Genomic DNA, 26128 nt, shown 5'->3' with positions numbered 1-26128 from the left:
TTTGATTCGTAATAGTGTTTATCCCAAAAGAGACGCCTAATTTTGATTTCTAAATTTTCAATATCAGTACCGATTACTAATTTTTTCCCTTTTGGATTTTATCTTCAACAGTAGTACGATTTTTAAACTATTCAATACTAATATTTCATCAAAAACTAAGGAAAAGTCGTAACTTCTAAATCGTTAGCGACTCGAATCAAATAGGGTAATTCTTTGAGTCATTCTTTTGGAAAAATTAACAACCAACATAATCATGAGAAAAACAATGTTATTAGCCGTTTCACTTTTCGTGATGGCATCGTGTGTGAGTAAAAAGAGGTTGGCGGATGCGCAAGCTGAATATTCAACTTTTAAGGCAAGCTCCGACAATAATTTGAATAAAGTCAGAGCAGAATTGCGTGATTGTGATAAATCGAGATCAAATTTTGAATCGGAATTGAAGTCGAAAAACAATGAATTAGATTTAAAATCAAGACAGTGGGTCGTCCAAAATAAAGCGTTGGAAGACCAAATTGATTATTTGAAAAAGACGAATACCAATCTTTTGGACAGAATGTCAGATCTTTCGATTGTGAGTAAATCAGGGGCAGAAAGTATCAAAAAATCGTTGGAAACCTTGAACGACCAAAGTAGATACATCAAAGATTTGAATTCATCCGTTCAACGAAAAGATTCCTTAAATTTGGCTTTAGTAATGACGCTAAAACGTTCATTGGCAGATATTAACGATGACGACGTAACGGTTGAGGTGAAAAAAGGAGTAGTATATATTTCAATTTCTGATAAAATGCTTTTTCAATCGGGTAGTGCCACGATTAATCCACGAGCGGAGGTTGTTTTAGAGAAAGTTTCGAGGGTGGTGAACGACCATAAAGAATTAGATATTTTGGTGGAAGGACATACGGATAATGTGCCAATTTCAACCAATTGTTTAGTAGATAATTGGGATCTGTCCGCAAAACGTGCTACTTCCGTTGTGAGACTTTTGCAAGCTAAGTTTGGTATTTCACCCGAACGTATGACGGCAGGCGGTCGTTCTGAATATGTACCGAAAGTTCCGAATTCGAGTGATGCTGGACGGAGGGTAAATCGTAGAACCGAAATTATTGTTTTACCCAAACTCGACCAATTCTTTCAGATGTTAGCGAACGGTCAGAAATAAGATTTAAATGATGAGTTATGAATGATGAGTTATAAATTTTCAAAAATATCTCTTTATTCGTAGCTCAAAATTAGGTCAAATATTTTCATCCATAACTCATCACTCATAACTCTCTTCCCTGTTTTCGTTTTTTATGGATCTTTTAATTTCAATGCTAATTATTGCACGGTTTTTGATGATAGGTTATTAGTTAACTGCTATAATCGTTTAAGGATATACCCCCTTGACGGAACCCATCAAATATTTATAAAATTATGAACAGAATTTTCGTGTTTTTCTTATCAACCATGCTCATAAGTTCGTGCGTAAGCAAGAAAAAATTTGTGGAAATGCAAGATGAATACCTAACTTTCAAAATCACTTCAAGAGATAATATTGCCAAAGTGAAAAACGAGTTGAAAGAGAAAGAAAAACAGCTTACTGCCTATGAATCCGCTACAAAGACTCGTAACAAAGAATTAGAAATTCGTTTTAAACATATCAAAAGTTTAGATGAACAAATTGATTTTTTGAAAAAAACAAACTCAAAATTATTGGATAGAATGACCAACCTTACCCTCATGAGTAGGGCAGGAGCTGACAGTATGCGAAAATCAATGGAGACGATTAACGAACAAAGTCAATACATTGAAAATATCACGGCTGCTATTCAGCGAAAAGATTCTTTAAATCTTTCGTTTATGGTTACGTTAAAAAGGATGATAAATAACGATATTTCGGATGAAGAATTTAGTGTAAAAGCTCGAAAAGGCTTGGTTTTTATCTTAATTTCGGATAAAGTATTTTTTTCTTCCAATAATGCCAACGTCAATCAACAAGGAGAAAATACCCTTGAAAAAATCGCAAAGGCCCTTAATGGACATCCTGACTTAGAAATTTTGGTAGAAAGTCACACGGATAATTCTCTCGTAATTGCCGATGGGATTAAGGACAATTGGGATTTGAGTGCAAAACGTGCTACTGCCATTAGCAGATTATTACAAACTCGTTTTGGGGTACAACCTGATAGAATTTTAGCGGGTGGACGCTCAGAATATTCACCAAAAGAATACACAGGAACCGAACCAAACAAAAAACTAAATCGCAGAATCGAAATTACCGTGATGCCTAAATTAGATCAATTTTTTCAGGCTTTAGTAAATGGACAGGTGAAGTGACAATGGATAATTGATAATGAACAATGGATAATTGACACAGAATGATTGTCCATTGTCCATTATCAATTAAACTACTTATCTCCCAAAATAATTGGAGCATTTCCTTTTCCCATAATAATCACCTTCGTGTTTGGCGATTTTGCAATCTCTTTTTGTGCTAAAATAGATTCGTATTGCAATTGTCTATCACTCAACCCAGTGGAAAGAATTTTCTGATAATCGGCAATTCCTTGGGCTTCTACACGTTTACGTTCAGCTTCTTGTTTTTCCTTTTGCAACACAAATTGCATCTTTTGGGCATCCTGTTCAGCATTAATTTTTGATTCGATGGATGCTTTTACAGACGAAGGAAGCGTGATATTTCTCACCAATAACTGCTCTAATAAAAGCCCTCTCGAACGAAAATCCTTCTCAATTGATTTAAAAATTCCATTCTGAAAAGCATCTCTTTTACTTGAGTAAAGTGCTACGGCATCGTAATAAACGGCATTGTCTCTAATTTTAGTTCGAGTGATTGGGCGAACAATTTTGTTCTGATAATCAATACCGATTTCCTTTAAAATTCTTGGAGCCTCGGCAGGAATTACTCGATACAAAACAGTCAAATCAATAACAACTTCCAACCCATCAGCCGTTAAAACCCGAATGGCATCGTCACCTTGTTGATTGCCTTCATCATGAAGGGCAGACATGGTATAATTCTGGGTTTTTATGTCAAAAGTTTCAACATTGGCTAATGGATTCACGAGATTTAGTCCACTCGTTAAGGTACTTTGTCCAACATTACCAAATAAAGATTGGACACCAACTTCACCCGTACCAATTTGCTTTATACCACCTGAAAGAAAACCTATAACAATCAAAACCCCACCCAATACTTTGGCGGGACGTGAAAAACGAGCAATCGTTAATGAAGGAGTATTGATGGCAAAACCCACTATTAAAGCTACTATACCTAAGAAAATTAAGAACATTGTTTTTATGTTTAAATTGTGATTAAAGAATATGTTTTGGTCTACTTGATTTTGTACTGGTACTTGATAAACACAAAACCGCATCAAATATTAACTACTTGATGCGGTTTTATCTCGATATATTATGAAAGGCTGTTTTAAGGTATAAATTATCAGATATGAATTATGAGTTATATTCAAGAACTAAGTTTTGAGAATTTCACTATTTTAACTCATAACGCTATTCCCAAACGTTGGTAAATGAAACTCATTAACCAAGCGGGTCCAATCATTAAAAATTGTATATCTTTTAGGAATGAAGGTTTTTTTCCTTCTACTTTATGACCCCAGAATTGTCCAATCCAAGCCAGTACAAAAACAGTTATTGAAACTTGCCAAAGTGGTGCAAAATCCGATTGTTCAATTAAATGAGCCAGATAAATGCACAGTGAAGTGAAAAGTAACAAACCAACTGTCAAAGATTTTGATAAGGTAAAATAGTAAACTAACGTGAATGCTAAAACGATTAATGCGACATTCCCTTGTACATCGCCAATACTAAAAAAAGGCAGTTTGATACTGAAAAGCAAACCGACTACGCTGAAAAAAATGAGTGGTACACAAATCCAGTGAACAGTTTTGTTGATGGGATTTTGGTGACTTTCGCCGTACTCGGCAAGCCATTGATTGATAGTTTTCATAATATTTAGTGATATATTTTGGTTAACGTTAAATCCAAATCTACAAATTTATCTTTGAATAGTCAAAAAATATGTCGTTTTTTTTGTATTATTCGTGGATATTTGTTAATCCGTGAAATATTATTTTAAAGCTAAAAAATCTTTTACCACTCCGTCAAAATCTCGTATCTTCGTGGACTATTTTTATTTTAAATTTTTTCAAAAGTGTTTATTGAACCCTACCATAATCAACATCAACAAAACGAAAAACGTACAGGCTGGATTGAAGTAGTTTGCGGTTCTATGTTTTCAGGAAAAACTGAAGAACTTATTCGCAGACTAAATCGTGCAAAAATTGCCAAACAAAAAGTGGAAATTTTTAAACCTGCTTTTGATACTCGCTATCATCAAGAGGACATTATTTCGCATAATTCAATGTCTATTCGTTCAACGCCCATTCAAACAGCGAAAGAAATTCTTCTGCACGCTGGTGAGTGTGACGTGGTGGGGATTGATGAAGTACAATTCTTTGATGATGAAATCGTTGAGGTTGTAAATAAATTGGCAGATTCAGGGAAAAGAGTGATTGTGGCCGGACTTGATATGGATTTTAAAGGAGTGCCTTTTGGACCCATGCCCGCACTCATGTCGATTGCTGAATACATCACAAAGGTTCATGCAGTTTGTGTAATTTGTGGTGATGTTGCCAATTATTCTTACCGAAAAATACCCGCCCAAGAACAAGTAATGTTGGGCGAAACCGACAGTTACGAAGCAAGATGCAGAACGTGTTTTCATTTATAATTTCAGGGATTAAGGAATTAGGGAATTGGGGAATTAGGTTTTACCAACGATTTTTAACGTCCACGCTACCCATTTCATGGCTGATTTATACCTGTATAAGCAAATCAAAACGCCTAATAGTCGCCCGACTTACGAAAATACTTCTCATCTTTCACCTTTTACTGCCTACTGCAAATGCACAAATTGGCACTTGGAAAACTCACTTCAATTATCTGAATACGAAGGATTTGGCCATTGTTGAGATGAATATTTATTGCGTGAGCGAAAATGGTTTTTTCTACTACGATACGGCTGAAAAACAAACGGTTAAACTTTCTAAAATTGATGGATTTTCTGAAACGGGGATTGCTAAAATTAATTACAATTCTGCGCTAAAAACCCTCGTAATTGCTTACCAAACAGGTAATATTGATTTATTGACGGTGAATGCAAAAGGTGAACCTACCAAGATTATTAACATCCCCTTGTTAAAAGAATCGACTTCAATTCAAGGCAGCAAAGCCACAAATCATATTCAATTCAAGGATAAAATCGCTTATTTGGCTTATGATTTTGGCTTGGTTTTGTTGAATGTTGAACAGCAAGATATTCGTGAAACGTATCAGAATTTAGGGGATAATGGTTCGTCAATTAATATTTATAAAACGGTTTTTACGCCCGACAGTATTTATTTATCAACCTCGCAAGGCATACGAGCCGCCAAATTTGCCTCAAACATTAATCTTCAGTATTTTGGAAATTGGAAAACATTGATTTCTAAGCGTTTAGCGATTAGTAGTTTCCAAAATGGAATTGTTTTGGCTTCTGATTTAGGGGAGATTTTTACTTCCCAAAACGGTAAATATGGAAATTTTACTAAATTTTCGGGTAAGATTGAAGATATTTACTTCGTGAACAATCAAGAATATTTTATCAAAGCATCCAATTCTGTTAATATTTTGAATAGCACGAATTTTGGCATTAATAATATTTCTGACAATAAAATTCAACAACCTCAACAACTCAAATCCGAAGTGGCAGGAAAGTATTGGATAGCAGATTATAAAAATGGTTTGTTGGGCAACACAGAAGGAGCTTTTAAAAGTTACAGCCCCATTAGTATGGATACACTTTATCAAAATCGCCGAGATTCAATTGTTGTAGATTTGGATGGTAATCGTTGGATTAGACAGGGGAATTTTGGTGGAATTTTAGTAATTAGTACCAAAAATCAACGACAATATATTTCAAATGTAGTTGGTGGTGGAAATTTACCGAGCAATAACGTGAAGAGTTTGGCCTTGGACCGAGATGGGCAAATGTGGGTTGGGACAGATCAAGGCGTTGTTGTTTTTGATAATCCTTCGGCGGTTTTTAGCGGTAAAAATTTTGATGCTTACACGCCCGTATTTGAGCGCAGAAGACTTTTGGGTAACGAAACAGTAACCTCCATTGCCATTGACGGAGGGAACAGGAAATGGTTGGGAACAAAAAACGGCATCTTTTTATTCAGTTCAGATGGGGCAGAATTAGTGAGCAATTTTAATGAAAAAAATAGCCCTTTGCCCACGAACGAAATTTCTTACATCACGGCTGAACTCAACACAGGTGATGTGTATATTCGTACCTCAAAGGGCATGGTTTCCTATCTTGGCACGGCTACGGAAGGAAGTTTGAAGCAAGATGAAAATGCGGTAAAAGTCTTTCCAAATCCCGTCAGAACTGATTTTGAAGGGCAAATTGGCATTGAAGGATTAGTTGAAAATGCCTTTGTGAAAATTACGGATATTGCTGGAAATTTAGTCTATGAAACTCGTGCCAACGGAGGAACTGCCGTTTGGAATGGCAAAACCTTATTGGGCGGACGAGTTGAAACGGGGATTTATTTGATTTTTAGTGCTAACAAAAAAGGGGAGGAGACATTAGTAAGTCGTTTGGCAGTTGTGAAATAAATTGTATTGTCCCAATGTTCATAAAGTCTCAATTAATTTTATTATCCACAATTCGTCCATCCGATAATTCGATAGTCCTGTCACTGGCTTTTGCAAAGTCATTATCATGCGTAACAGCAATGATGGTTTGTCCGAAATCATGGGCAATCTCTTTGAAAATATCAAAAACAATTTTAGTGTTTTTACTATCAAGATTACCCGTTGGTTCATCGCCCATTAGGATTGCAGGGTCATTGATTAAGGCTCTGGCAATGGCTACACGCTGTTGTTGTCCACCACTTAGCTTTGAGGCGGGTTTAAGAGCTTGGTCTTCCAAACCCAATATTTTGAGTTTTTGGTAAGCTCTTTCCTCAATTTCTTGGTAACTATATTTGCCTAATTTTCGGGCTGGAATCATGACATTTTTCAAGCAAGAAAATTCGGGTAGGAGGTAATGAAACTGAAAAACGAAACCAATATTTTCATTACGAATGGCGGCTAATTCATCTACTTTTTTGCCAGTTATTTTCTCGCCTTTTATGAATAGTTCACCCTCGTAGGCGGTGTCCATCGTGCTTAAACAATACAACAGGGTTGATTTCCCTGAGCCACTTTTACCGACAAGTGTCAAAAATTCACCTTCGTAAGCCTCAAAACTTACATTTTGTAAGGCTTGGAATTTTACGGGGTCGTAAAAATATTTTCCAATGCCATTTGTACTTAAAACTATTTTTCTGTTTGTCATTTTCTTATTTTCTAAAAATATCCACGGGGTCAATTTTTGCCGCTTTTCGAGCAGGAAAATAGCCCGCACACAGCGTAATTATCATCCCCAAAATGAAACTTCGGATAAAAATTGGAAGTTCAAATCCAATTGGAAAATACCCTACTGGTCCTCCCATGTACACATGAGACATAATAGCAATTAATCCAGATCCAAGCAATAAACCACATACAGTACCGATACAGCCCATAATTAACGCCTCCATTACAAAAATTTTCACGACATCACTTCCTTTAAAACCTGTAGCTTTAAGAATGGCGATGTCGTTGATTTTTTGCATAATCGTTGAACTCAAAATATTATAAATACCAAAAGCAGCCACAATCAAAATTGATAAAGAAATTGCTCCCATCATTGCCTTACGAGTTTTATCACCCGCCAAAACATCGGCATTGGTCGTTTTCCAGTCTTCTACTTTATAGGAAGTAAGTTGTTGCAATTGTGTAGTAAATTCCTCTGATTGATTGGCATCGGGTGTATTGATAAAAATATTGCTCACAAATGAAGGACCTTCTTTGAGAAATTGTTGTGCGGTGTTGATGTTTACATAAGATTTTTGGAGGTCGTTTAAATTACTTCCTGTCGTAAAAATCCCTACAATTTTCATCACTTTTACCACACCAAAAGAGGAAGTTATCGTGATGTTTTCCTCTAAACCCAAATTCAATTTTTCCGCAATTCCACTCCCGATAATAATACCATTTAAATTGCCTTGAAGTGCTTCAATGCTTCCCGCCACCAAATATTTTTGGGTGTTGAACATTGCACTGTATTCCATCATATTTACCCCACTTCCGCTTCCTTTTAGTTGAGCTTTTCCTCGATTATAAAAAGCATCAAAACCCACTTGAACGATGGCATTGGTGACATAAGGCTCTTTTTTTACCTTTGCTAACAGTGCCTCTGGGTTAATAATTTTCTTAGAAAGTGTGGTAATTTGTGGGTTGATAATTACGTGAATATTGTTGCCATGATCGCTGGCAATGGGCATACTTATTTCATCGTCTTTATAAATTTTTATATGAGCAGAGTTTTTAAATATTTCACCTCTCGAATAACTCGAAAAACCCGATGAAAGGGAATTCATAAATAAATAAATGCCCACGCCAATCGTAACACCCAAAGCTGCAACCATTGTCTGTTTTTTTCGAGTGACGATGTGCGTAAGGGCAATATCTATGTTTATATTTTTCATCTGATTATTTGAATTGAGAACCTACTTCTGAAGTTGCTGTTTTGTTATCAGCGACATTGTCCGTCACTAAAATAGTATTGTCATTAATCCCACTCAAAACCTGTACCCAATTGCTACTGGCAAATTTTGTCCTAATTTTTACTTTTTCTTTCTGACCTTTTATCTGCACATTTCCCCCAAAATCAACAAAATTGCGTGGAATTAATAATGCGTTATTGTTCACCCCTATCGTAATATTTGTCTGTAATTGGGTATTGACAATCGTAAAATCTAAAGGCTCATTGAACGTAATCTTGCAAATAAAAGACTGCGTAGCTTCATCAAAAGCGGGATAAATTTCGGCAACGGTAGCTTTGTAGGTTTTTTCTTTATTGGTATTCAGTTGAACCAAGGCTTCTTGTCCTACTTTGATTTTTCCAATATTACTTTCGTCGATATTTACTTTTGCGTAAATATTGTTCGGTTCGCCAATCAAGGCAATGGCTTCTCCACGGGTCACGTAATCGCCAATTTGTTTGTATTTCTTAAAGACTTTTCCACTATTTACGGCCTTTATTTGATTTTTACTCAAGGCAATATTGTTTATATTCTTTGCCACTTTATTGCTAATGAACTGTTGTTCAGCTTGTTGTTTCAATTGTTTGTAGTTTTCAAGCGAACTTTCATAATTTGTTTTAGCGGTTTTATATTGTAAATCGCTATTCTCGAAATCAATTTTTGCGATGCTATTGCTGTCCCACAATTTTTTATAGCGTTGAAATTGCACAAAATCTTGCTCCATTTTTTGCTTGTTGAGATTGATTGTATTTTGTGCTTGTAAAAAAGCAGGAGCATTACTTTGCGTATTATTTTGGGCTATTTCGTACAATTCTTTGGCACTTTCTTGGTTGAAACCGCTCTCCTTATTATCAACCACTGCCAAGATTCTGCCAGCATTTACAAAGTCTCCTTCCTCGAAATTCACTGCCGATAAATACCCATCGGTTTGGGCTTTTAGGGTGTAGGTATTTTTTGCTTCCAAAATCCCAGAGGCAAAAACGGTTTCAATTACGTCTTTTCTAATCGGCTTAGTCTCTTGGGTTTTCTTGCCGCAAGCAGTTAAGAAAAAGACCGTGGATATGACTATGATAAACTGATTTTTCATTATTATTTAATTTTATTATTAATATCAATTTTGATTTGTGCGAGCGAAATATTCACTTTTGATGATATGAGACTATATTTGGCATTTATCAATGCGTTGAAACTTCCCAATACTCGGTCGATGCTGATTAAACCTTCGTGGTATAAATTCTTATTTTTTTCGTAAGTATCCTGTTGGATTTCCACAATTTCCCCATTACTTTTTGTCTGAGAAAGTGCTTTTTCCCAGTCAGTTTCTAATTGCGTAACGGTTAAATCTGCTTTGATTTGTGCTTGCTCCGTATTTTTTTGAGCCAATTGATAGTCGTACTGAGCTTTAAATTTATTGCTTAACGTATTGGCATTTGGTAAGGCAAAATTGATTTTTAGTCCTATATAATTACTCATAATCCAATTGCCACCCAAGATGGTAAAATCATTGTTGTATTGATTAAAAGAATTACTGGCAACCAAGGAAACCGTTGGCGAAAATGCCCTTCTGGTTCTTTGGATAGTAGTAAAAGCCGATAATTCTTTCAAACGATTACTTTCTGATAGTAGATTGTTGTACTCAACCAATGGTTTGACGATACCTGAATTTGTTGAAATTTTCTCCAAAATTTCGATGTTTTCTGCGTCTGGAATATCCGCCAGAATTTTTAAGGAAATATAATTTTGTTTTATGAGGTATTCAATCTGATTGATATTTTCTTTAATAGTCAATTTACTCACTCGACTATCATTGACATCTTGTTGCTTCACGATGCCTTGTTTGTACTTGCGTTCGGCTAAGGCTAAAAGCGTATCAGCCACTAATAGATTCTGTTTGGTACTCTCCAATTGGGCGTTGAGTTGCACAATATTGTAGTAAGCTGCGGCAATGTTTTCGTATAGATTTTTCTGATTTAATTTAATATCGTTCTCTGAGATTTGAATATTGATTTCTGATAATTTTAGGTTTTGCCAACCTTCTAAATTCAGTAGCTTAATATCCACATTTTGGGTGGATGAAGTGTTGTACTGCACACCCGTTTGAATCTGGCGAAATTCACCTTTTTGACCTCCGAAAATCTCGGCAGGAAAGAGATTAACGGGCAATCTTGTATTGTTGGTAAAACTCTCATTGATATTTGTGATTGGGTCGGCAATGGCAATTTTAGCCGCCAGTTTTGATTTTTTGGCTTGTAATAATCGAATATCATTCGATTTGATGGAAATACTTTTGGTATTGGCAAAGGCTAATAATTCATCCAAATTTTCAAATTTTTGTTGGGCATTTATAGCTGCTAAATGGCTGATTATTAGCAATATTATAAAAAATAGATTCTTCATTTTATGCTGATTATTTTGTCAAAAATATTTCAAAATAAGGTACTTAAAAATGAAAATTTAGCTGAAATGGACGAAATGGATTTGAAGTGGACGGTGGAATCATTACCCATTCGCCAACCAATCCAAAAATGCAGTTACTTTCAGTTTTCCAATGATAATTTGCTCGTTGAAGTCAAGATTGAGATTAATTACAATTTTGCGATTGAAATAATGCGAAGCATCTTGAATGGCTTTGCGATTGACAAGAAATTGCCGATTGGCACGAAAGAAAGTTGGGTAAAATGTTTTTTCTAAAACATCTAATTTCTGAGAAAGAAGTTGTTTTTTTTTGTCGAAAGTATAAGCAAAAACAGTATTATCTTCAATGTAGAATAAGGCAATTTTATCTCCTTCTAATGGAATGATTTTATCGCCTTGTTGCATGATGACTGAAGGCGTTTTTGTAGGGAAAAGTTGATTCCTCAGAAGACTCATCAGATTGGGTACGGTATCTGCTTGCGATGCAAATCTTTCTTGTAAAGAATGGTATTTTTCTAAGGATTTTTCAACGGTATTTTTTGAAAATGGTTTTAATAAATAATCAATTCCAACGGTTTTGAAGGCTTCTAAGGCATATTCATTGAAAGCGGTACAGAAAATAATTGGGGTACGATTATTGATTTTTTCAAAGATTTCAAAACTCAAACCATCGCCCAATTCAATGTCTGAAAATATTAAATCAAGTGCTGGTTTTGTATTGAAAAATTCAAGCGCCTCTTCCACCGAATGCAATAAAGCCAAGATTTCAACATCAGTTTCTATTGCCCTGATGGTTTTGGCCAAGTCTTTCGCCGTCAGTTTTTCGTCTTCAATAATTGCAATTTTCATATTCTTTTGTTTTGCTACGAATTTATTTACCCAATGAGTTCAATAAATACCGCAAAATTCGTTTCAGTTTTCATGATTTCAATTTCTTTATTTGCAATTAATTTGTATCGCTGATTCAAGTTTTCTAAACCAGTTCCTGACTGAATTTGCAATGTTTTTGGCAATAAATTATTCGTAACTTTCAAACGATTTCCTTCTATTAAAACTTCAATCAAAAGCGGTTTTTTATCGGTAAAAGCATTATGTTTAATGGCATTTTCTACCAAAGTCTGCAACGCATACACGGGAATTTTCTTGGACAAATATTGCTCTGGAATATCAATTTGGCACTTGAACGAATCTTCAAACCTCACTTTTTGCAATTCAACATAATCAACCGTGAATTTTAATGAATCAGCCAATAAAACAATTTCATTATTTTTAGCTCCCATCGAATAACGTAAAAATTCGGAAAGTCTGACCGTGTAAGCTTCTGCCTTATCTGGACTTTCACTAATTAAAGATTTTAGTGTACTCAACGCATTGAATAAGAAATGAGGTTGTAATTGTTGCAATAATGTCAGCTTTTGTGCTTCTAAATTAGTTACCTTTAACCGTTCAATTTCTAACTCGGCACTTTCTTTTTGAAACTGTAAAATAATTGAATTGCAAAGAATCAGAATTAATGAATTAATCGCAATCGCTGGAATATAGGGGAAGAAAGTATTAATTTCATCAGGTTTTAAATTTAGACTCACCAAAACAAAAATATTAAAAGTTTGTAAGATCAAAATTGTTGCATAGCTCGATATATATCGCTTATAACTGTTGGAATCTTTTATGATTGAAAGGATAAAAATATTTGCATTCCAAAATAAAAATACCACACAAGCTAACACAAACCACACGATAAAAATTCTTGGCATTTGTATTTTCTCGAAAACAAATAACGGTACACTCCCTACTAATGCCACAATTGGGGATGAAATGTAAGCGGCTCGAAAAAGTTTTTTCTTCATTCGGTAAATGTAAAAAAATGAGTTTTGAATGACTATGTTTTCATGTTGAAGTGGACAAATTAATAATTGAACCATAAATAAATCTAACTTATCAACCACTCCAACTTAATTTTCCGTCATAATATTTTAGTTTTGTAAAAAAATAAGCATGGAAGAAATAATAAACGATAATTTCAAAGGAAAAATCTGGAATACAACCTTCGGGGGTGATTATTGTGTCTTAGAAATTAGAGATGAACCAACCCGCCAAGTGAGTTTTGCTTGTATCAATGTATTCAATGGCGATGTTTTATGGGAAAATATAAAACCCGAAAAATCGTGGTGGTTGAGTTTAGTTGGTATTTTTGATGAGTTTTTAATTTTGCATAAATATGCTTCAAATCAAAAACCAGAACCCGAAGGATTATTGATTTTGAACGTCAAATCGGGAGAAATGGTTAAACGTATAGATAATTGGATTTTTGCTAATTTTCAACATCATATTTTAACAATTTATCAATTACAGCATAACGAACCCATTTATGAAATCATAGATTTGTCTGCTTCTTCTCTGGACATTAAAACTATCTTAGAGAAAACTCCATCAATGGTTGAGCAGTCCAATAATTTAACAAGTGCAACTCCGCCCACGCACTACCCAGAAGACAGCCCACATTTTCCAACAATTTACAAGTTTTTATATCGTTTATTGAACATTGATGTTGTTAAAGCAGTAGATTATCTCGAAATCAGTAACAAGATTATAATTTCTTACTATATTTACAGAGATAAATCTTTTCAGAATTACCTTTTGGTAACTAATAGAGCTCGTGAAATTTTACTGAACGAACTAATTGCGGAAACCGAAGGCATTGGAATTGATACTTTCACTGTAAAATCCGATACTTTGTTATATGTTAAAAATCAAACTCAATTCGTCGGTTATAGGTTATAACCCGAAATCCGCCTTAAAAACTGCTGTAACTTGTGCTTTATCAACGGTCGCTTTTTCATCATTTTCAAATGATTTTGTGAAAGATTCGATTGGCATAAAAAAAGAAGCAGGCAAAACTTTTGTTTTGTATAAAGTAGAACCCAAGCAAACCCTTTTTTCGATTGTGAAACGCTATGGAAGTTCAGTTGCAGAATTTAAAACTGCCAATCCAGGAATTTCGGAGGGCTTAAATGCTGGGCAAACCATTAAAATTCCCTATAAAGGTATCGTGGTAAATTCCACGCCTGTGGCTGTCAAACCTACGTCCACGCCTCTGGCTGTCACGCCAGCCGCAACAGCGGAAACTGTCAAGATGGTTTCGCACGTGGTTGAATCTGGACAGGGTTTGTATGCCGTGGCTACGAAATATAAAGTTACCATGTCAGATTTGCGTAAATGGAATAATCTTACGACTGACCAATTGATTTCTGGACAAGTACTTATCGTGGATGCTCGTGAGTATGAACGGGCAAAAAAAGCGGGAGAATTGCCCGCAAAAGGTGAAATTGTGAAAGTGGAAGATACCAATTTGGGAAATAATACGACAACCACCACCCAAAAACCATCAACTGAATCAAATGATGCCAGCGACGCTAAAACTTCTTCGGAAACCTCAAAGACTTCTTCAGGTTACCGCAAAACCGTTGAAACAGGATTGGCTGAGTTAATTGACGTTGAAGATAAATCGGGTAAATATTTGGGATTGCATCGTTCTGCTCCCGTAGGCACGCTCGTAAATGTAAAAAATTCATCGAATGGTCAAAGTATTTGGGTGAAAATTGTGGGTAAATTACCTGATATAGGTTCTGATAAAGTAATTATCAAATTATCGCCCAGAGCTTTTGAAAAATTAAATCCATCCGACAAAAGAATTAGAGCAGAAATAAGTTATATGACACCATAGTTCAGTAGGCAGTTATCAGTAAACAGTTATCAAAATAAAAATATCGACAGATTCATGCTTATTTTGGTAACTTTCTTTTACTGATAACTGTTAACTGCTTACTGTTAATTGAAAAAAATGCCCCGCAACAAACGACAAATAACCTTCGGACATATTGTTTTTAATGTCCTTTATACATTGGCTTTTCCTGCCATTGCTACTTTTGCATTTTTATATACTGCCCTCGTATGGGTGTTTTCAATACCTTCAAGAATTATCGCTTTTTTTGCTTCTAAAATTAAGTAAATTTTCTTGCGTGTAAACGTGGATGCTTTCCGTGATTCAAACGTGGACGTTTGAATCAGTGTTTAATCTGAAATCCTACCTAAAAATGACTTCCTACGTTGCTGATTTATTAGAACAAAAGTATTTGCAGTATAATCAGCCCAATTTTATTCAGAATGACCCTGTTTGTATTCCGCATCTTTTCACGCAAAAACAAGACATCGAAATCATGGGATTTTGGTCGGCTGTTTTGGCTTGGGGACAACGCAAAACGATTATCAATAAATGTAAAGAATTGATTCAATTGATGGATAATTCGCCGTACGATTTTATGGTCAATCATCAAGATTCTGACCTAAAACGAATGCTGAATTTCAAACATCGTACTTTCAATGATACCGATACGCTTTATTTTATTGCTTGGTTTAAAGATTTTTATAGTCGTCATGAAAGTTTGGAGGAGGCTTTTTTGATAGAAAAAGCTGAAATTGAAGTCAATATTAGACAAAATTTAATCGTTTTTCACGACCGATTTTTTAACTTAGAGGATTATCCCGAACGGACTCGCAAGCACATTGCCACGCCCATCCGAAATTCATCTTGCAAACGAATAAATATGTTTTTGAGGTGGATGGTTAGACAGGACGATAAAGGAGTAGATTTTGGAATTTGGACAAACCTAACCCCTTCAAAATTGATTTGTCCTTGTGACGTACACGTGGATAGGGTGGCACGCCTTTTGGGACTTATTGAACGACCAAAACCTGATTGGCAAACTGCCGTAGAACTAACCGAAAACTTAAAACAACTCGACCCAAATGACCCTGTAAAGTACGATTTTGCTCTTTTTGGGTTAGGTGTTGAAGGAGAAATGTAGTTTTTATTCGATGTTCGTATTTCGATGCTTGATGTTGGTTAAACGAACATTGAAACACGAACATCGAACATCGAACAACAAGAATCGAAATTATGAAAATTACCAAAGAACCTTTCGGACAATTTACTGAATACGTCTTGACAAATCCAGAGACGGGCGAAGCACTTTATATTTTGCCAGAATACGGTGGAATTATTCGTAAAATGACTTTGCAAAAAGAGGGTCATTTGCACCATGTTATTGAAGTTGCCAATAGTCCAGAGCAACTTTTAGACACGATGAGTGCTTATCCATCGGCGCATTTATTTCCTTGGGGAAATCGGGTAAGAAATGGTAAATACACATTTCAAGGAGCTGATTACCAGTTATCTATTAACGAAACATCTCTGCAAAATGCCATTCACGGGTTTGTGAGTTTTGCTAATTTTGAAGTGGTTGAGCAAGAAATAAATGAGGTGGAAGCGATGTTGACTTTGAGATATACTTACAAAGGCACTCAATTTGGTTTTCCCTTTCCTTTTACATTGGATATTCAACATATTTTTAGTTCGGATGAAGGCTTAGAATTGAATTATACCATTAAAAATACGGGTCATAAAGATATGCCTATGGTTTTGGGATGGCATCCGTATTTCAAAATTGAAGGCGAAACAGCCGATGATTGGCAATTTGAATTTCCTGCAACGCATCAATATTCATCGGATAGCCAAATGATTTCAGCTGATAAAATTGAAGTGGATTTTAAGGGAGTAATGGATTTGAAAGGTGTAACCTTAGATGCGGTTTTTGCCGTGCAACCATCCAGTAAAATTGAAGCTAAATTACACTCTTCCCGTAAAAATTTAACCCTAAATGTTTGGCAAGAAGGCTTGAAAGGTGGTTTTACGTATATGGTGGTATATATTCCGTCCGACAGAAATAGCATTGCGATTGAACCCATGACGGGCAACACCGATGCTTTTAATTCGGGTGATGGCTTGTTGGTTTTGGAAGCTGGAAAAACTTTTGAGATTGGTTGTGGGGTGTATATTTCTTAATCCACAACCATTTATGTTACCCCACCAAAGGCAACGTAAAGTAAAATGTACTACCCACATCCTGCACTGTATCAAACCAAATACTTCCTTTTGAATTATCCACTACCCACTTGGCGAGGGCTAAACCAACACCCGTTCCTTGGGCTTTAGTGGAGAAATCTAACATGAATATCTTACTGGCATTTTCCTTCAAAACACCCGTTCCATTGTCTAAAATGCTAAAAGTAACGGACTCTGTGTTGATTTCTACCTTCACTTTGATGTTTGGCTTTCTTTCGGAAGGTACGGATTGAATGGCATTCATGATGAGATTATTAACGATATTTCCCGTTAATTGTCTATCTCCCCAAACCATCACAGGTTTCTGCGGAACATCTTTGCTAAGATTTATTTTCTTATTTTCTGAATGCAAATTCACCACTTTATTCACTTCGTATATAAAATCGAAAACTTCTCGTTTTGGAACGGGCAAACGGGCAAAATCCGAAAATGAGTTGGCGATGTACGATAAATTATCAATCTGCCCAGTCAAGGATTCTATTTGGTCTTTGATTTGGGCGGTGTCAATAGTAGCCCCTTTTGAAATTTTGTGTTGTAATAATTGCAAAGACAATTTCATGGGCGTAAGTGGGTTCTTGATTTCGTGAACCACCTGTTTTGCCATTTGTTGCCAAGCTGATTGTTTGGTTGTATCGGCCAAAGCAACTTTCGATTCGTCTAATTTTACCAACATATCGTTGTAGGCTTTTATCAAAACGCCAATTTCATCATCCGAACGCCAAGCCAAAGGTTCGTTGGGTTTACTCAAATCTATTTTGCGTAACTTATTAGTAATCAGTCGTAAAGGAACAGTCAATACGTTTGAAGCAAAGTAGGAGAGTAGTAATAATCCCAAGAAAATAGTCGTGAAAGTATTTAATAATGAACCAATCACCGCACTAATTTCCTGCTCATTTGATACTTTGGAATCATAAAAAGGAATACTGACAACGCCCACCAATTTACCATCATTCGAATTAATCCCAACGTACGAACCCATAAATTCAAGGTTGCCCATCGTTTCTGGAATGATAGCATTGTGTTCTTGTTCTTCAATAATTCTTATGTAAGCCTCAGGATTTAGATAAGTTGACACAATACCAGTTTCGTAATTTAATAATTTATTGGTAGCTAATAGATGCCCAGATACGTCAAAAACACTTACATATTTTTTTGAATTTGTCGAAATATTTTTGAGCGTATCCGTCAAAAATTGCTTACTCATTTTACCTTGCACGAATCTTTCAACGGCAGGTAAAATACTAATTCCTGTGTTTTCAGTTTGACTAATATAGGTCTGTTTTTGACTCTCAGAAAGTTTTGTGCCGATAATTTGTAGCGTAATACCAACTACTAAAATGAGGGGTAATAAAAATGCAATGTTAAGATATATCTGAATTTTAGTCGCAAAATTTACATTCAAATTAGAAAAACCATACCGAATGGCATAAATCAAAACCACAAAAATGATGGTAATGACTAAGGTTAAAAACAAAAATGAAAAGTTTGAATAAATGGTTGGAAGGTTTATTTTTTCGGAAGAAACCACAATTTTACGTCCATTTTTATTGATGGTTGCCACATGATTAAATCCATTGTCAATAATTCCAGTTTCGCTTATTTGTTTACCCTCGACTAAACTGAGTGGCATTTTTCGTTCATAATTATAATTTTTACCTCCTGTTTTAATTATTTTTCCATTCTCATAGACGGCATAGCTATAATTACCTGCTTCCAATTGTTCCTCTCCGCTCGTAGGCGAATCTGTGAGGGCGGCATCACCTCTGGTATCACTCCGTTTTTTGAGGTCGATGATTACATATCCAACGGCTTTATTTTGTTTATTTAACAACGGAATAAAATCAATATACTGCTTCTCATAACCATTTGTGGCATCATTTATAAAGAAAATATTGTTGTAATCAGTTTGATATTTTGTGGTTTTATAACGGTCTTCATAAGCCTGAAAACTTTGCGCATCGGAGACATTATCCAACGATTTTCCATTAATATCAAACGCTGAAACCTCCGTATCGTAATAATCAAAATAACTGTCCAAGATTGTTTTTCTGATATATCCTTGCACTTGCTCACGGGGAAGAAGCGCCGATTTTATCAAAACTTTCATCATTGAATCTTTACTAATATCAGCGTTTGCTTTACTCAATTTAAACTCCCCGATTTCATCATTCTCTGCTAAAAACTTTTTGCCAAACTGCTGTTTCTGAATAAAATCTTTTCTAATGGCTTGATTATAAACAATATACGTTCCTAAGCTTGCACACGCTAATGCACCTATGAAGAAATAAATTGAAGTTTGATAACGGAAAGTATAAAAGAATTTAGGCAACTGAGTGAGGAGCAATATTCCTACGTATAAGCCGTGAAGCAGGAGTATGAAAATATTTTCGTTTAGAAAAATAATGGCAATAATACTCCATATCAAAAAACCAATTATGAGGGCAAATAATGGCCAACGTGAGGTTAACCGATTTAGTTTTATGAGTAAATTGATTAGTAAATGCGTGGATAAAAAATAGACAATTGAAATTAGCACAAAAGCGATTACGGAAGATAATTTTAAGGATTTATCCAAAAAATCGATGCTCATTGAAATATCTAATTGGTAGGCGGATTTCTCGTAAATATTAAGTAGCTGGCTATAGAACAATTGAAAAACTACAAAACTGAGCAAAACAACCATTATTGAAATTACCTTTTTTTTAATAATAGTTAAATGCAATAGCCAAAAATAGCGTTTCATTTTATAGTAATTATTTACCAAGTAAATTAGCAAAATAATGAGTATAAGTACGTTTAAAATAAAATCGCCAAGCGATGGTGTAACGAAAGAAGAATTGTAATACTTAGGGTTAAAAAGCTCAGATTCGTAAAAAATAAATGGAATATTATAGTAGAGCATAATTGCCCTGAATAGGGTAAAATACCCTATTAGTAGCAAAAAAGCTTTCCCATAACGGTGTGATTTATTCAAAAACCAAACCCAAGCCAACAAGTAAATGATCAAAAAAAACATACTCAATAACCCTAAAACAATGACGTTTTCTGGTATCGTTTGATTCTTGTGATTATCAGCTTTGGAAGGAACAACCGAAAACAAAAACTCCTTTGTGTCTGCAAACATATTGAGATGCGTGGCAGCCACGGGTGAAGTGTCAATTTGCTGAGGGTCAGAGTTGAAAATAGTTGGGTTGTAATTTGTTTTTAGATGGGAACTTTCAGATTCATATTGTCTATAGAGCGTCACCAATGAAAAAACTTCAAAATTATCGGGTTTTGCAAATACGATACGTCGATTTGATAAAAATTTACCTTCGGCTGTACTAACAGATTTTAAAGTATAATTTCCCTCAACTAATTGATATTCAGGTACAAAAAGGTAATCTGACCAAAATAAAAGTTTGCCATTTTTGAAAATAAAATAAGGATGGATCGTAGGTGTTTTGAGGTGCGCAAACGTAGTATCTTTTGATTGTGATAGTAACGTGTTGACTTTTGCTAAATCTTCGTTGGAAGTACGAATTTCATCTTGAATTTTAGTTTGAATATCGTATAAATATTTATCCTCAGTGGCATTTACAGGGCCTTTTTTGGTAATAATTAACAACAATAATGCTAATCCAAAAGCCGTAATAGCCAGCGTCAAAAATATGTTTTTATTAATAAAAATTAGTTTTGATAAGGAAGTAAATCTTGTGGACATTAGGGTTTGGTTATTTAATATTGTTAGTAAGACAAATTTCGTACCATTGATCATAAAGTTGATTTAATAGTCTGAAAATCAATATATTATATCTGGTGAAAGTTTGCTCTAACTTCCATAATTCCTATAAATTTACGAATAAAAGAACTAAAACTCTAAGAACTTAGCTGTTCTTGCACCAAAAATGTCCATTCCTGCGCCAAACTTAAATTGGGCATCGTAGTTTTGGCTCTTTTGTACCAATAATTTGCATTCCAATTATCTCCTTCTTTTCGGTGTAAGTACGCATGAAGGCGGTCATAGGATTGAACTCCTTCTTGCGTTTGGGCAATGTCATGGGAAGCCACCCAATTGCCTTTTCCATCGTGCCAAAGGGCTTCAAGGATTTCCGAAATATTTTGTGGAGGATTATTTTCAGAAAGCGTTTGTGTAAATTCGTTGAGCGTCATTATTTTAATTGTTTATCCACGAATTTAAGAAAATTTATCCTAAATAATTTATCAGCAAATACATGGTTGAGAAGATATTGAGATTACAAACAAAATTTATAAATTGCAATATCGAACTGCTTAAACCATGAATATATGAGAAACCTTTCCAACTTTTTACCACTTTTATTAATTCTAATGAGTTTATCACCCGCCCCAATAAACTTCTATCAAGCGCAACTTCGTTTTCCAAGGGTTCGAGAAGCCCTAAAATCAAAAGGGAGAATTGTGGATGAAATGCTTTCCTCTAATAGCATTAGTACCAATAATTTTGAAGTATTTTTTCGTGCTTTCAAAAAAGAACAGAAATTTGAAGTGTGGGCAAAAAATAAGGGAGAAAGTGCTTTTAAACTAATTAAAACCTATGATTTTTGTGCTTCTACGGGGATGTTAGGGCCAAAAAGACGTTCGGGAGATCGACAAATGCCTGAAGGTTTTTATACAATTGACGCTTTTAATCCCATTAGTAATTATTACTTATCTTTTCGAGTTAGCTACCCAAATGTTTCTGATAAGAAATTTGCTGACTCACTCAATCCGGGCGATAATATTTTTGTGCATGGCTCGTGCATCACGATTGGGTGCATTCCCGTGGGCGATGAAAATATCAAGGAAATTTATTTGTTAGCGGCACGAGCAAAAGCAGGAGAACAAGAAATTCATATTCATATTTTCCCTAATAAAATGACGGATGAAAATTATGCATCTTTACAATCGGAATTTGCTTCAAATGCAACTTTATTAGAATTTTGGTCGTGGTTGAAACCTGGGTTTGCTGCTTTTGAGAAGACTAATGTCGTGCCGTCAGTTTCTGTTGAGGAATCTGGAAAATATATCGTAAAGTAGCGAGCTTAACGAAAATTCCAACTCTTACGAAGTTTGTTTAGGTAATACGTTAATTATTTACTCTAATAAAGATTTGGCATATTTATACGTTTATTTCGCTTAAAAAAAGACAATATGGCCGTTTTAATTTAAAAAACGGCCATATTGTCTTTTTTTTTGTGCTGGTATAAGATTTGAATAATGATAAATACTCCGCTTGTAGGAGTCAAAAAGCAAAAACTGCACACACAATTATGGAGAATAAAATTGTAATTCCGAGAGAGATTTTAGCCAATATAGATTTTACGAATACATTAAATGGAGGCCGTGTCGAGCCTAAAATTGAAGTAAATCAAACACCTGATTCTTATGAAATTTTTGTAAAAGTTGCGGGTTTGGAGGCAGACCATCTGAAGGTAGATATTGAAGATAATCGTTTGTGGTTATACGCCTTGCAACCAGTATTGAAAACGGCCGAACAAGAAGTACACCAAAATTTTGTTCCACAAACCATTGGTCAGTTAATGTTGCCAAACTTTGTGGACGTAGATAATATTTCGGCTCGTTACCACAATCATCAGTGGAAAATTGTGATGCCTTTTGATGACTCAAAAAAAGGATTCAAAAAAAATATTGAAGTTCAGTTCTAAACTGTTTTTGAATATAATCAACTGAATATATACATTGCCCTGTCAGGTACGCCTGTTCAGGGTTTTTTTGTGTTTCATCATAAAAATCCTAAATTGTAGGCTCAAATTTCAACTAAATTCAAATGAAAACAATCTCTTCCTTCCTTTTAGCGTTCTTGATTATCGCTAATACATTCACAAATGCTCAAAATAAACCTAAAAAGAAAATGAATAATAAATTTCACCTTTTAATAGGTACATACACCTCGGGAAAAAGCGAGGGTATTTATGTTTATGAATTTAACGTCAATACGGGTGAATTTGTGGCAGAAAGCATTGCCAAAAATGTACAGAATCCATCCTATTTAGTCATTTCTCCCGATGAAAAATACGTGTATTCGGCGGGTGAAATTGATAAAAATGGTGCTGTTTATGCCTTTGCATTTGACAAAAAGACGGGTAATTTGAATAAATTAAGTACTCAATCTTCCAACGGAAATTATCCTTGTTTTGTAGAAATTGATAAAACAGGAAAGTGGGTTTTTGCGGGTAATTATGGCGCTGGAAGTTTGACCGTTCTACCCGTTGAAGCTAATGGAAGCTTAGGAAAACCAACGCAAACGATTCAACACGAAGGCAAAGGTGTTAATCCGAGTCGTCAAGAGGGCCCGCACGTTCATTCCGTAAATGTTGCGCCAAATAATATTGATGTTTTCGTGCCAGATTTGGGTTTAGATAAAATTATGACCTATTCTTTAGACGCAAAAACGGGAAAATTATCGCCAGGTAATCCGCCTTTTACGAAAGTTCAAGATGGTTCTGGACCTCGACATTTTACGATTCATCCCAACGGAAAATTTGCTTATGTTATCCAAGAAATATCGGGCGAAGTAACTGTTTTCGATTATAAAAAAGGCTCTCTGTCGGCCATTCAGACTATTTCTAACAAGCCAGCGGGTTTTACGGGCGGTTTTAATAGTGCTGATATTCACCTTTCGCCCGATGGAAAATTTTTGTACGCTTCAAATCGTGAGCATGATAGTATCGTGATTTTCTCGATTGATGCTAAAACGGGTAAATTGACTTACGTGGCTCATCAGTCAGTTTTGGGTAAAAAACCAAGAAATTTCATGATTGACCCAACTGGAAATTTCGTTTTAGTAGCCAATCAGGATAGTGATAATATTACAATTTTCAAGCGTGATACCGTTAAAGGTACGCTTTCACCAACGGGAAAAGAAATTGCAGTGCCAAATCCAGTTTGTTTGAAAATGATTAGTTTTAATTAAGAAGCAGTCAAAACAGTAGAAGCAAAATGACAATCTGTCGAGTAAATTAAAGGAAAGGTATAATACAACGTTAGCGCAGTTTTTTTGAGGTGAAAATGTGATAATTTTGTTAAAATATTTGTAACAACGTACTTTAATGTTAAAATCATGATAAAATTAATCATTTCAGTTCAGTTTTTATTATTCGGTATTGGCGCTTTTTTCAGTGTCAATAAATCTGAAAATGCTTCGTCAATTTCTGAAATTCCCGTTTGTAATCCAATGTTGATGGAAGAGGTGAATCTTTTAAATAATAATCCCGAAGATTCAACAAAATCCTATTCAATGCCATTGCTTGCTCAAACACCAAAAGGAGACGTAATGCTTTCCTGGACAGAGAAAAATGCGGAAGGCGTTACTGCTTTCTGTTTGGCATTTTCAAAAGATAAAGGCAAAACTTTCTCGGATAAAAAAGTAGTTTTTGCGGGAACAGGCGTAGCCAATAGTCGCATGATGCGGGCAAAAGTGCTTACGAAAAAAGACGGAAGTTTGGTGGCGGTTTTCTCAAATCGTGGCGAATCTGCTGCTCCCGTTCAATCGCAAAATCAAGCAATGCCTCCGCAAGGTGGACGTGGCGGTGGTCGTTCATCGAACATTGTTTATTGCGTTTCAAAAGACGGTGGCTCAACTTGGACAAGTCCAGTTTCGGTAGATTCTGACCCCAAACAAGGAATCGTGCGAGGCTTTTTTGATGCCATTGTTCTACCAAATGATGAAATCGCCGTGGCATATTTAAAGGATGTTGCCAACAGTACCAAACACGAAGAGCGTGATTTGCGCATGGTCGTAACGAAAAATGGCGTATTTCAACCAGAAAGAGTAATCGACCCTGTGGTGTGCGATTGTTGTCCAATTAGTATGTTGATTGATGGCAGTGGAGCGTTGAATGTTGTTTACCGTGACAATAACGATGACATTAGAGATATGGCAAAAATGGTTTCGACTGATAACGCAAAGACCTTTTCAAAATCTCAAATTTTGCACCACGATGACTGGAAAATAAACGGTTGTCCTCACAGTGGTGCGGTTTCGAGTACCTCGGGTAAGGGTGCTTTATTTGCTTGGTATTCGGGAACTGAGAAAGAAAGCGGTATCAGATTGGTAAATAACGAAGGCAAAAAATTGGTCGTATTGAATGAATCTTCCGCAAAAAATGCGGCTTTGGCAGATGGTTCAAAAAATCAAATATTACTTTGGGAACAAAATAAGCCAGATATTAATTTAACTGAAATTGCTTTCAAGAAAATAAATAAAGATAACGTTTCGGAAACAATTTGGGTTGATGGTTCAGCAAATGGGATTAATTCAACGGGTTTGATACTTGATAATCAATTGCTGGTGGCTTATGAAGTGAAACAAGCTAATAAGCGTAATAGCTTGAAAATTACTATGGTACGTCTGTAAATCTGAATAATTTCAAAAAGAGTGGCAATGCTTTGGCGTTGTCACTCTTTTTTATTTCTAAAACCCACCCAAAAAGGGCAAACCCTATTAGAAAAGATTTTAACTTTTAGTATATTGCATTAATTAAATGTATAATAATAAATCAAAAAATGCAAAGACGTTCAGCAGTCAAAAATATAGCTTTAACCATTGGTGCTGCCATCGTTTTGCCTTCGTGGGCAAACGCTTGGAGCAAGGGTTCTTTCAAAAATATTTCCACTAAAAATTCTGCTTTTCAAGAGAATATCTTGGCAGAAATTGTAGAAACAATTATACCCAAAACCAATACACCGGGGGCGAAAGAACTTAACATTCAGCAATTTATTCCTATAATGATAGCGGATTGTTACGATAAAAAAGCCCAAGAAATCTATGTGAAGGGTTTTGAATTAGTTGATAATAATGCTAAAAACTTATATTCAAAGCCTTTCTTGGATTGTGATTCAAAACAAAGATTAGAGGTGTTGAATAAAATGTCAAAATCAGAAAATGCTGATGAAAAAACCTTTCTTCAATTAGTAAAAGGACTCACTATAAAAGGATATTTAAGTTCAGAATATGTGATGACGAATCTACGAATTTATGAATACGCACCCGCTCGTTATCACGGGTGTGTACCGGTGAAAAAGTAGA

The 26128-nt window shown here is 35.3% G+C and carries 24 protein-coding genes; 14 read left to right on the top strand and 10 right to left on the bottom strand.

The window, feature by feature from the left end; genetic code table 11:
• The first annotated feature begins 253 nt into the window (after positions 1-253).
• On the top strand, positions 254-1162 hold the full coding sequence (locus AC1W31_RS04335) for an OmpA/MotB family protein (RefSeq protein WP_481733183.1): 909 nt from the start codon (positions 254-256) through the stop codon (positions 1160-1162).
• 254 nt (positions 1163-1416) lie between these two features.
• Positions 1417-2319, top strand: a complete 903-nt coding sequence (locus AC1W31_RS04330; protein WP_481733182.1) for an OmpA/MotB family protein — start codon at positions 1417-1419, stop codon at positions 2317-2319.
• Positions 2320-2390: 71 nt separating this feature from the next.
• Here AC1W31_RS04330 and AC1W31_RS04325 read toward each other — a convergent pair whose 3' ends face one another.
• Positions 2391-3293: a prohibitin family protein gene (locus AC1W31_RS04325; protein ID WP_481733181.1), complete on the bottom strand. Its 903-nt coding sequence runs from the start codon at positions 3291-3293 to the stop codon at positions 2391-2393.
• Between the two features lie 212 nt (positions 3294-3505).
• On the bottom strand, positions 3506-3973 hold the full coding sequence (locus AC1W31_RS04320; protein WP_481733180.1) for an Mpo1 family 2-hydroxy fatty acid dioxygenase: 468 nt from the start codon (positions 3971-3973) through the stop codon (positions 3506-3508).
• Positions 3974-4177: 204 nt separating this feature from the next.
• Here AC1W31_RS04320 and AC1W31_RS04315 point away from each other — a divergent pair, with 204 nt between their 5' ends.
• Both AC1W31_RS04315 and porZ read left to right on the top strand, forming a co-directional pair.
• Positions 4178-4756 (top strand): thymidine kinase, encoded by a 579-nt coding sequence (locus AC1W31_RS04315; RefSeq protein ID WP_481733179.1) that lies wholly within the window; start codon positions 4178-4180, stop codon positions 4754-4756.
• Complete coding sequence (porZ, locus tag AC1W31_RS04310) at positions 4741-6687, top strand: type IX secretion system anionic LPS delivery protein PorZ (protein ID WP_481733178.1); 1947 nt, start codon at positions 4741-4743, stop codon at positions 6685-6687. The genes AC1W31_RS04315 and porZ overlap by 16 nt, the downstream gene beginning before the upstream one ends.
• Positions 6688-6715: 28 nt before the next feature.
• Here porZ and AC1W31_RS04305 read toward each other — a convergent pair whose 3' ends face one another.
• The 6 genes from AC1W31_RS04305 to AC1W31_RS04280 all read right to left on the bottom strand — a co-directional run bounded on the left by AC1W31_RS04305 (position 6716) and on the right by AC1W31_RS04280 (position 12964).
• Complete coding sequence (locus tag AC1W31_RS04305) at positions 6716-7411, bottom strand: ABC transporter ATP-binding protein (protein WP_481733177.1); 696 nt, start codon at positions 7409-7411, stop codon at positions 6716-6718.
• A gap of 4 nt (positions 7412-7415) precedes the next feature.
• Positions 7416-8645: an ABC transporter permease gene (locus tag AC1W31_RS04300; RefSeq protein ID WP_481733176.1), complete on the bottom strand. Its 1230-nt coding sequence runs from the start codon at positions 8643-8645 to the stop codon at positions 7416-7418.
• A 4-nt stretch (positions 8646-8649) separates the two neighbouring features.
• Positions 8650-9789: an efflux RND transporter periplasmic adaptor subunit gene (locus AC1W31_RS04295; protein WP_481733175.1), complete on the bottom strand. Its 1140-nt coding sequence runs from the start codon at positions 9787-9789 to the stop codon at positions 8650-8652.
• A gap of 2 nt (positions 9790-9791) precedes the next feature.
• Positions 9792-11099 (bottom strand): TolC family protein, encoded by a 1308-nt coding sequence (locus AC1W31_RS04290; protein ID WP_481733174.1) that lies wholly within the window; start codon positions 11097-11099, stop codon positions 9792-9794.
• Positions 11100-11201: 102 nt separating this feature from the next.
• Complete coding sequence (locus tag AC1W31_RS04285; protein WP_481733173.1) at positions 11202-11966, bottom strand: LytR/AlgR family response regulator transcription factor; 765 nt, start codon at positions 11964-11966, stop codon at positions 11202-11204.
• Between the two features lie 26 nt (positions 11967-11992).
• A complete protein-coding gene (locus AC1W31_RS04280; RefSeq protein WP_481733172.1) occupies positions 11993-12964 on the bottom strand; it encodes a sensor histidine kinase in 972 nt (323 codons plus the stop codon).
• Positions 12965-13112: 148 nt separating this feature from the next.
• Here AC1W31_RS04280 and AC1W31_RS04275 point away from each other — a divergent pair, with 148 nt between their 5' ends.
• The 5 genes from AC1W31_RS04275 to AC1W31_RS04255 all read left to right on the top strand — a co-directional run bounded on the left by AC1W31_RS04275 (position 13113) and on the right by AC1W31_RS04255 (position 17019).
• A complete protein-coding gene (locus tag AC1W31_RS04275; RefSeq protein ID WP_481733171.1) occupies positions 13113-13898 on the top strand; it encodes a DUF4905 domain-containing protein in 786 nt (261 codons plus the stop codon).
• Positions 13858-14841, top strand: a complete 984-nt coding sequence (locus AC1W31_RS04270) for a LysM peptidoglycan-binding domain-containing protein (protein ID WP_481733170.1) — start codon at positions 13858-13860, stop codon at positions 14839-14841. The genes AC1W31_RS04275 and AC1W31_RS04270 overlap by 41 nt, the downstream gene beginning before the upstream one ends.
• 117 nt (positions 14842-14958) lie before the next feature.
• Positions 14959-15126 (top strand): hypothetical protein, encoded by a 168-nt coding sequence (locus tag AC1W31_RS04265; RefSeq protein WP_481733169.1) that lies wholly within the window; start codon positions 14959-14961, stop codon positions 15124-15126.
• An 85-nt stretch (positions 15127-15211) separates the two neighbouring features.
• A complete protein-coding gene (locus tag AC1W31_RS04260; protein WP_481733168.1) occupies positions 15212-15982 on the top strand; it encodes a TIGR02757 family protein in 771 nt (256 codons plus the stop codon).
• Positions 15983-16074: 92 nt separating this feature from the next.
• Positions 16075-17019 carry an aldose epimerase family protein gene (locus AC1W31_RS04255; protein ID WP_481733167.1) on the top strand — a complete coding sequence of 315 codons (945 nt, stop codon included), beginning with the start codon at positions 16075-16077 and terminating at the stop codon, positions 17017-17019.
• Between the two features lie 16 nt (positions 17020-17035).
• Here AC1W31_RS04255 and AC1W31_RS04250 read toward each other — a convergent pair whose 3' ends face one another.
• Together AC1W31_RS04250 and AC1W31_RS04245 are read right to left on the bottom strand one after the other, a co-directional pair.
• Positions 17036-20782 (bottom strand): ATP-binding protein, encoded by a 3747-nt coding sequence (locus tag AC1W31_RS04250; protein WP_481733166.1) that lies wholly within the window; start codon positions 20780-20782, stop codon positions 17036-17038.
• 155 nt (positions 20783-20937) lie between these two features.
• Positions 20938-21231 (bottom strand): hypothetical protein, encoded by a 294-nt coding sequence (locus tag AC1W31_RS04245; protein WP_481733165.1) that lies wholly within the window; start codon positions 21229-21231, stop codon positions 20938-20940.
• A gap of 135 nt (positions 21232-21366) precedes the next feature.
• Between AC1W31_RS04245 and AC1W31_RS04240 the strand changes: the two genes are divergently transcribed.
• The 5 genes from AC1W31_RS04240 (at position 21367) to AC1W31_RS04220 (ending at position 26127) form a co-directional block, all read left to right on the top strand.
• Positions 21367-22116 (top strand): L,D-transpeptidase family protein, encoded by a 750-nt coding sequence (locus AC1W31_RS04240; RefSeq protein ID WP_481733164.1) that lies wholly within the window; start codon positions 21367-21369, stop codon positions 22114-22116.
• Positions 22117-22349: 233 nt separating this feature from the next.
• Positions 22350-22745, top strand: coding sequence for an Hsp20 family protein (locus AC1W31_RS04235; protein WP_481733163.1), 396 nt, complete (start codon positions 22350-22352; stop codon positions 22743-22745).
• A gap of 122 nt (positions 22746-22867) precedes the next feature.
• Positions 22868-24013, top strand: a complete 1146-nt coding sequence (locus AC1W31_RS04230; RefSeq protein WP_481733162.1) for a lactonase family protein — start codon at positions 22868-22870, stop codon at positions 24011-24013.
• A gap of 147 nt (positions 24014-24160) precedes the next feature.
• Positions 24161-25456, top strand: coding sequence for a sialidase family protein (locus tag AC1W31_RS04225; RefSeq protein WP_481733161.1), 1296 nt, complete (start codon positions 24161-24163; stop codon positions 25454-25456).
• A gap of 149 nt (positions 25457-25605) precedes the next feature.
• The gene (locus AC1W31_RS04220) at positions 25606-26127 is read left to right on the top strand and encodes a gluconate 2-dehydrogenase subunit 3 family protein (protein ID WP_481733160.1); all 522 of its coding nucleotides are present in this window, start codon (positions 25606-25608) and stop codon (positions 26125-26127) included.
• Position 26128: the final 1 nt, after the last annotated feature.

Source organism: Arcicella sp., from assembly GCF_964672035.1.
Note: the sequence above shows the minus strand (reverse complement) of the source record. Positions and strands in the feature narration are given on the sequence as shown.

What these genes read in the sequence shown, in the direction of transcription:
- AC1W31_RS04260 (WP_481733168.1), top strand. Translation starts at nt 15,212, where the DNA reads ATGACTTCCTACGTTGCTGATTTATTAGAACAAAAGTATTTGCAGTAT.
- AC1W31_RS04270 (WP_481733170.1), top strand. Translation starts at nt 13,858, where the DNA reads ATGTTAAAAATCAAACTCAATTCGTCGGTTATAGGTTATAACCCGAAA.
- AC1W31_RS04265 (WP_481733169.1), top strand. Translation starts at nt 14,959, where the DNA reads ATGCCCCGCAACAAACGACAAATAACCTTCGGACATATTGTTTTTAAT.
- AC1W31_RS04335 (WP_481733183.1), top strand. Translation starts at nt 254, where the DNA reads ATGAGAAAAACAATGTTATTAGCCGTTTCACTTTTCGTGATGGCATCG.
- AC1W31_RS04320 (WP_481733180.1), bottom strand. Translation starts at nt 3,973, where the DNA reads ATGAAAACTATCAATCAATGGCTTGCCGAGTACGGCGAAAGTCACCAA.
- AC1W31_RS04285 (WP_481733173.1), bottom strand. Translation starts at nt 11,966, where the DNA reads ATGAAAATTGCAATTATTGAAGACGAAAAACTGACGGCGAAAGACTTG.
- AC1W31_RS04255 (WP_481733167.1), top strand. Translation starts at nt 16,075, where the DNA reads ATGAAAATTACCAAAGAACCTTTCGGACAATTTACTGAATACGTCTTG.
- AC1W31_RS04305 (WP_481733177.1), bottom strand. Translation starts at nt 7,411, where the DNA reads ATGACAAACAGAAAAATAGTTTTAAGTACAAATGGCATTGGAAAATAT.
- AC1W31_RS04290 (WP_481733174.1), bottom strand. Translation starts at nt 11,099, where the DNA reads ATGAAGAATCTATTTTTTATAATATTGCTAATAATCAGCCATTTAGCA.
- AC1W31_RS04245 (WP_481733165.1), bottom strand. Translation starts at nt 21,231, where the DNA reads ATGACGCTCAACGAATTTACACAAACGCTTTCTGAAAATAATCCTCCA.
- AC1W31_RS04295 (WP_481733175.1), bottom strand. Translation starts at nt 9,789, where the DNA reads ATGAAAAATCAGTTTATCATAGTCATATCCACGGTCTTTTTCTTAACT.
- AC1W31_RS04330 (WP_481733182.1), top strand. Translation starts at nt 1,417, where the DNA reads ATGAACAGAATTTTCGTGTTTTTCTTATCAACCATGCTCATAAGTTCG.
- AC1W31_RS04220 (WP_481733160.1), top strand. Translation starts at nt 25,606, where the DNA reads ATGCAAAGACGTTCAGCAGTCAAAAATATAGCTTTAACCATTGGTGCT.
- AC1W31_RS04275 (WP_481733171.1), top strand. Translation starts at nt 13,113, where the DNA reads ATGGAAGAAATAATAAACGATAATTTCAAAGGAAAAATCTGGAATACA.
- AC1W31_RS04230 (WP_481733162.1), top strand. Translation starts at nt 22,868, where the DNA reads ATGAAAACAATCTCTTCCTTCCTTTTAGCGTTCTTGATTATCGCTAAT.
- AC1W31_RS04325 (WP_481733181.1), bottom strand. Translation starts at nt 3,293, where the DNA reads ATGTTCTTAATTTTCTTAGGTATAGTAGCTTTAATAGTGGGTTTTGCC.
- AC1W31_RS04250 (WP_481733166.1), bottom strand. Translation starts at nt 20,782, where the DNA reads ATGTCCACAAGATTTACTTCCTTATCAAAACTAATTTTTATTAATAAA.
- AC1W31_RS04240 (WP_481733164.1), top strand. Translation starts at nt 21,367, where the DNA reads ATGAGAAACCTTTCCAACTTTTTACCACTTTTATTAATTCTAATGAGT.
- AC1W31_RS04225 (WP_481733161.1), top strand. Translation starts at nt 24,161, where the DNA reads ATGATAAAATTAATCATTTCAGTTCAGTTTTTATTATTCGGTATTGGC.
- AC1W31_RS04235 (WP_481733163.1), top strand. Translation starts at nt 22,350, where the DNA reads ATGGAGAATAAAATTGTAATTCCGAGAGAGATTTTAGCCAATATAGAT.
- AC1W31_RS04300 (WP_481733176.1), bottom strand. Translation starts at nt 8,645, where the DNA reads ATGAAAAATATAAACATAGATATTGCCCTTACGCACATCGTCACTCGA.
- AC1W31_RS04280 (WP_481733172.1), bottom strand. Translation starts at nt 12,964, where the DNA reads ATGAAGAAAAAACTTTTTCGAGCCGCTTACATTTCATCCCCAATTGTG.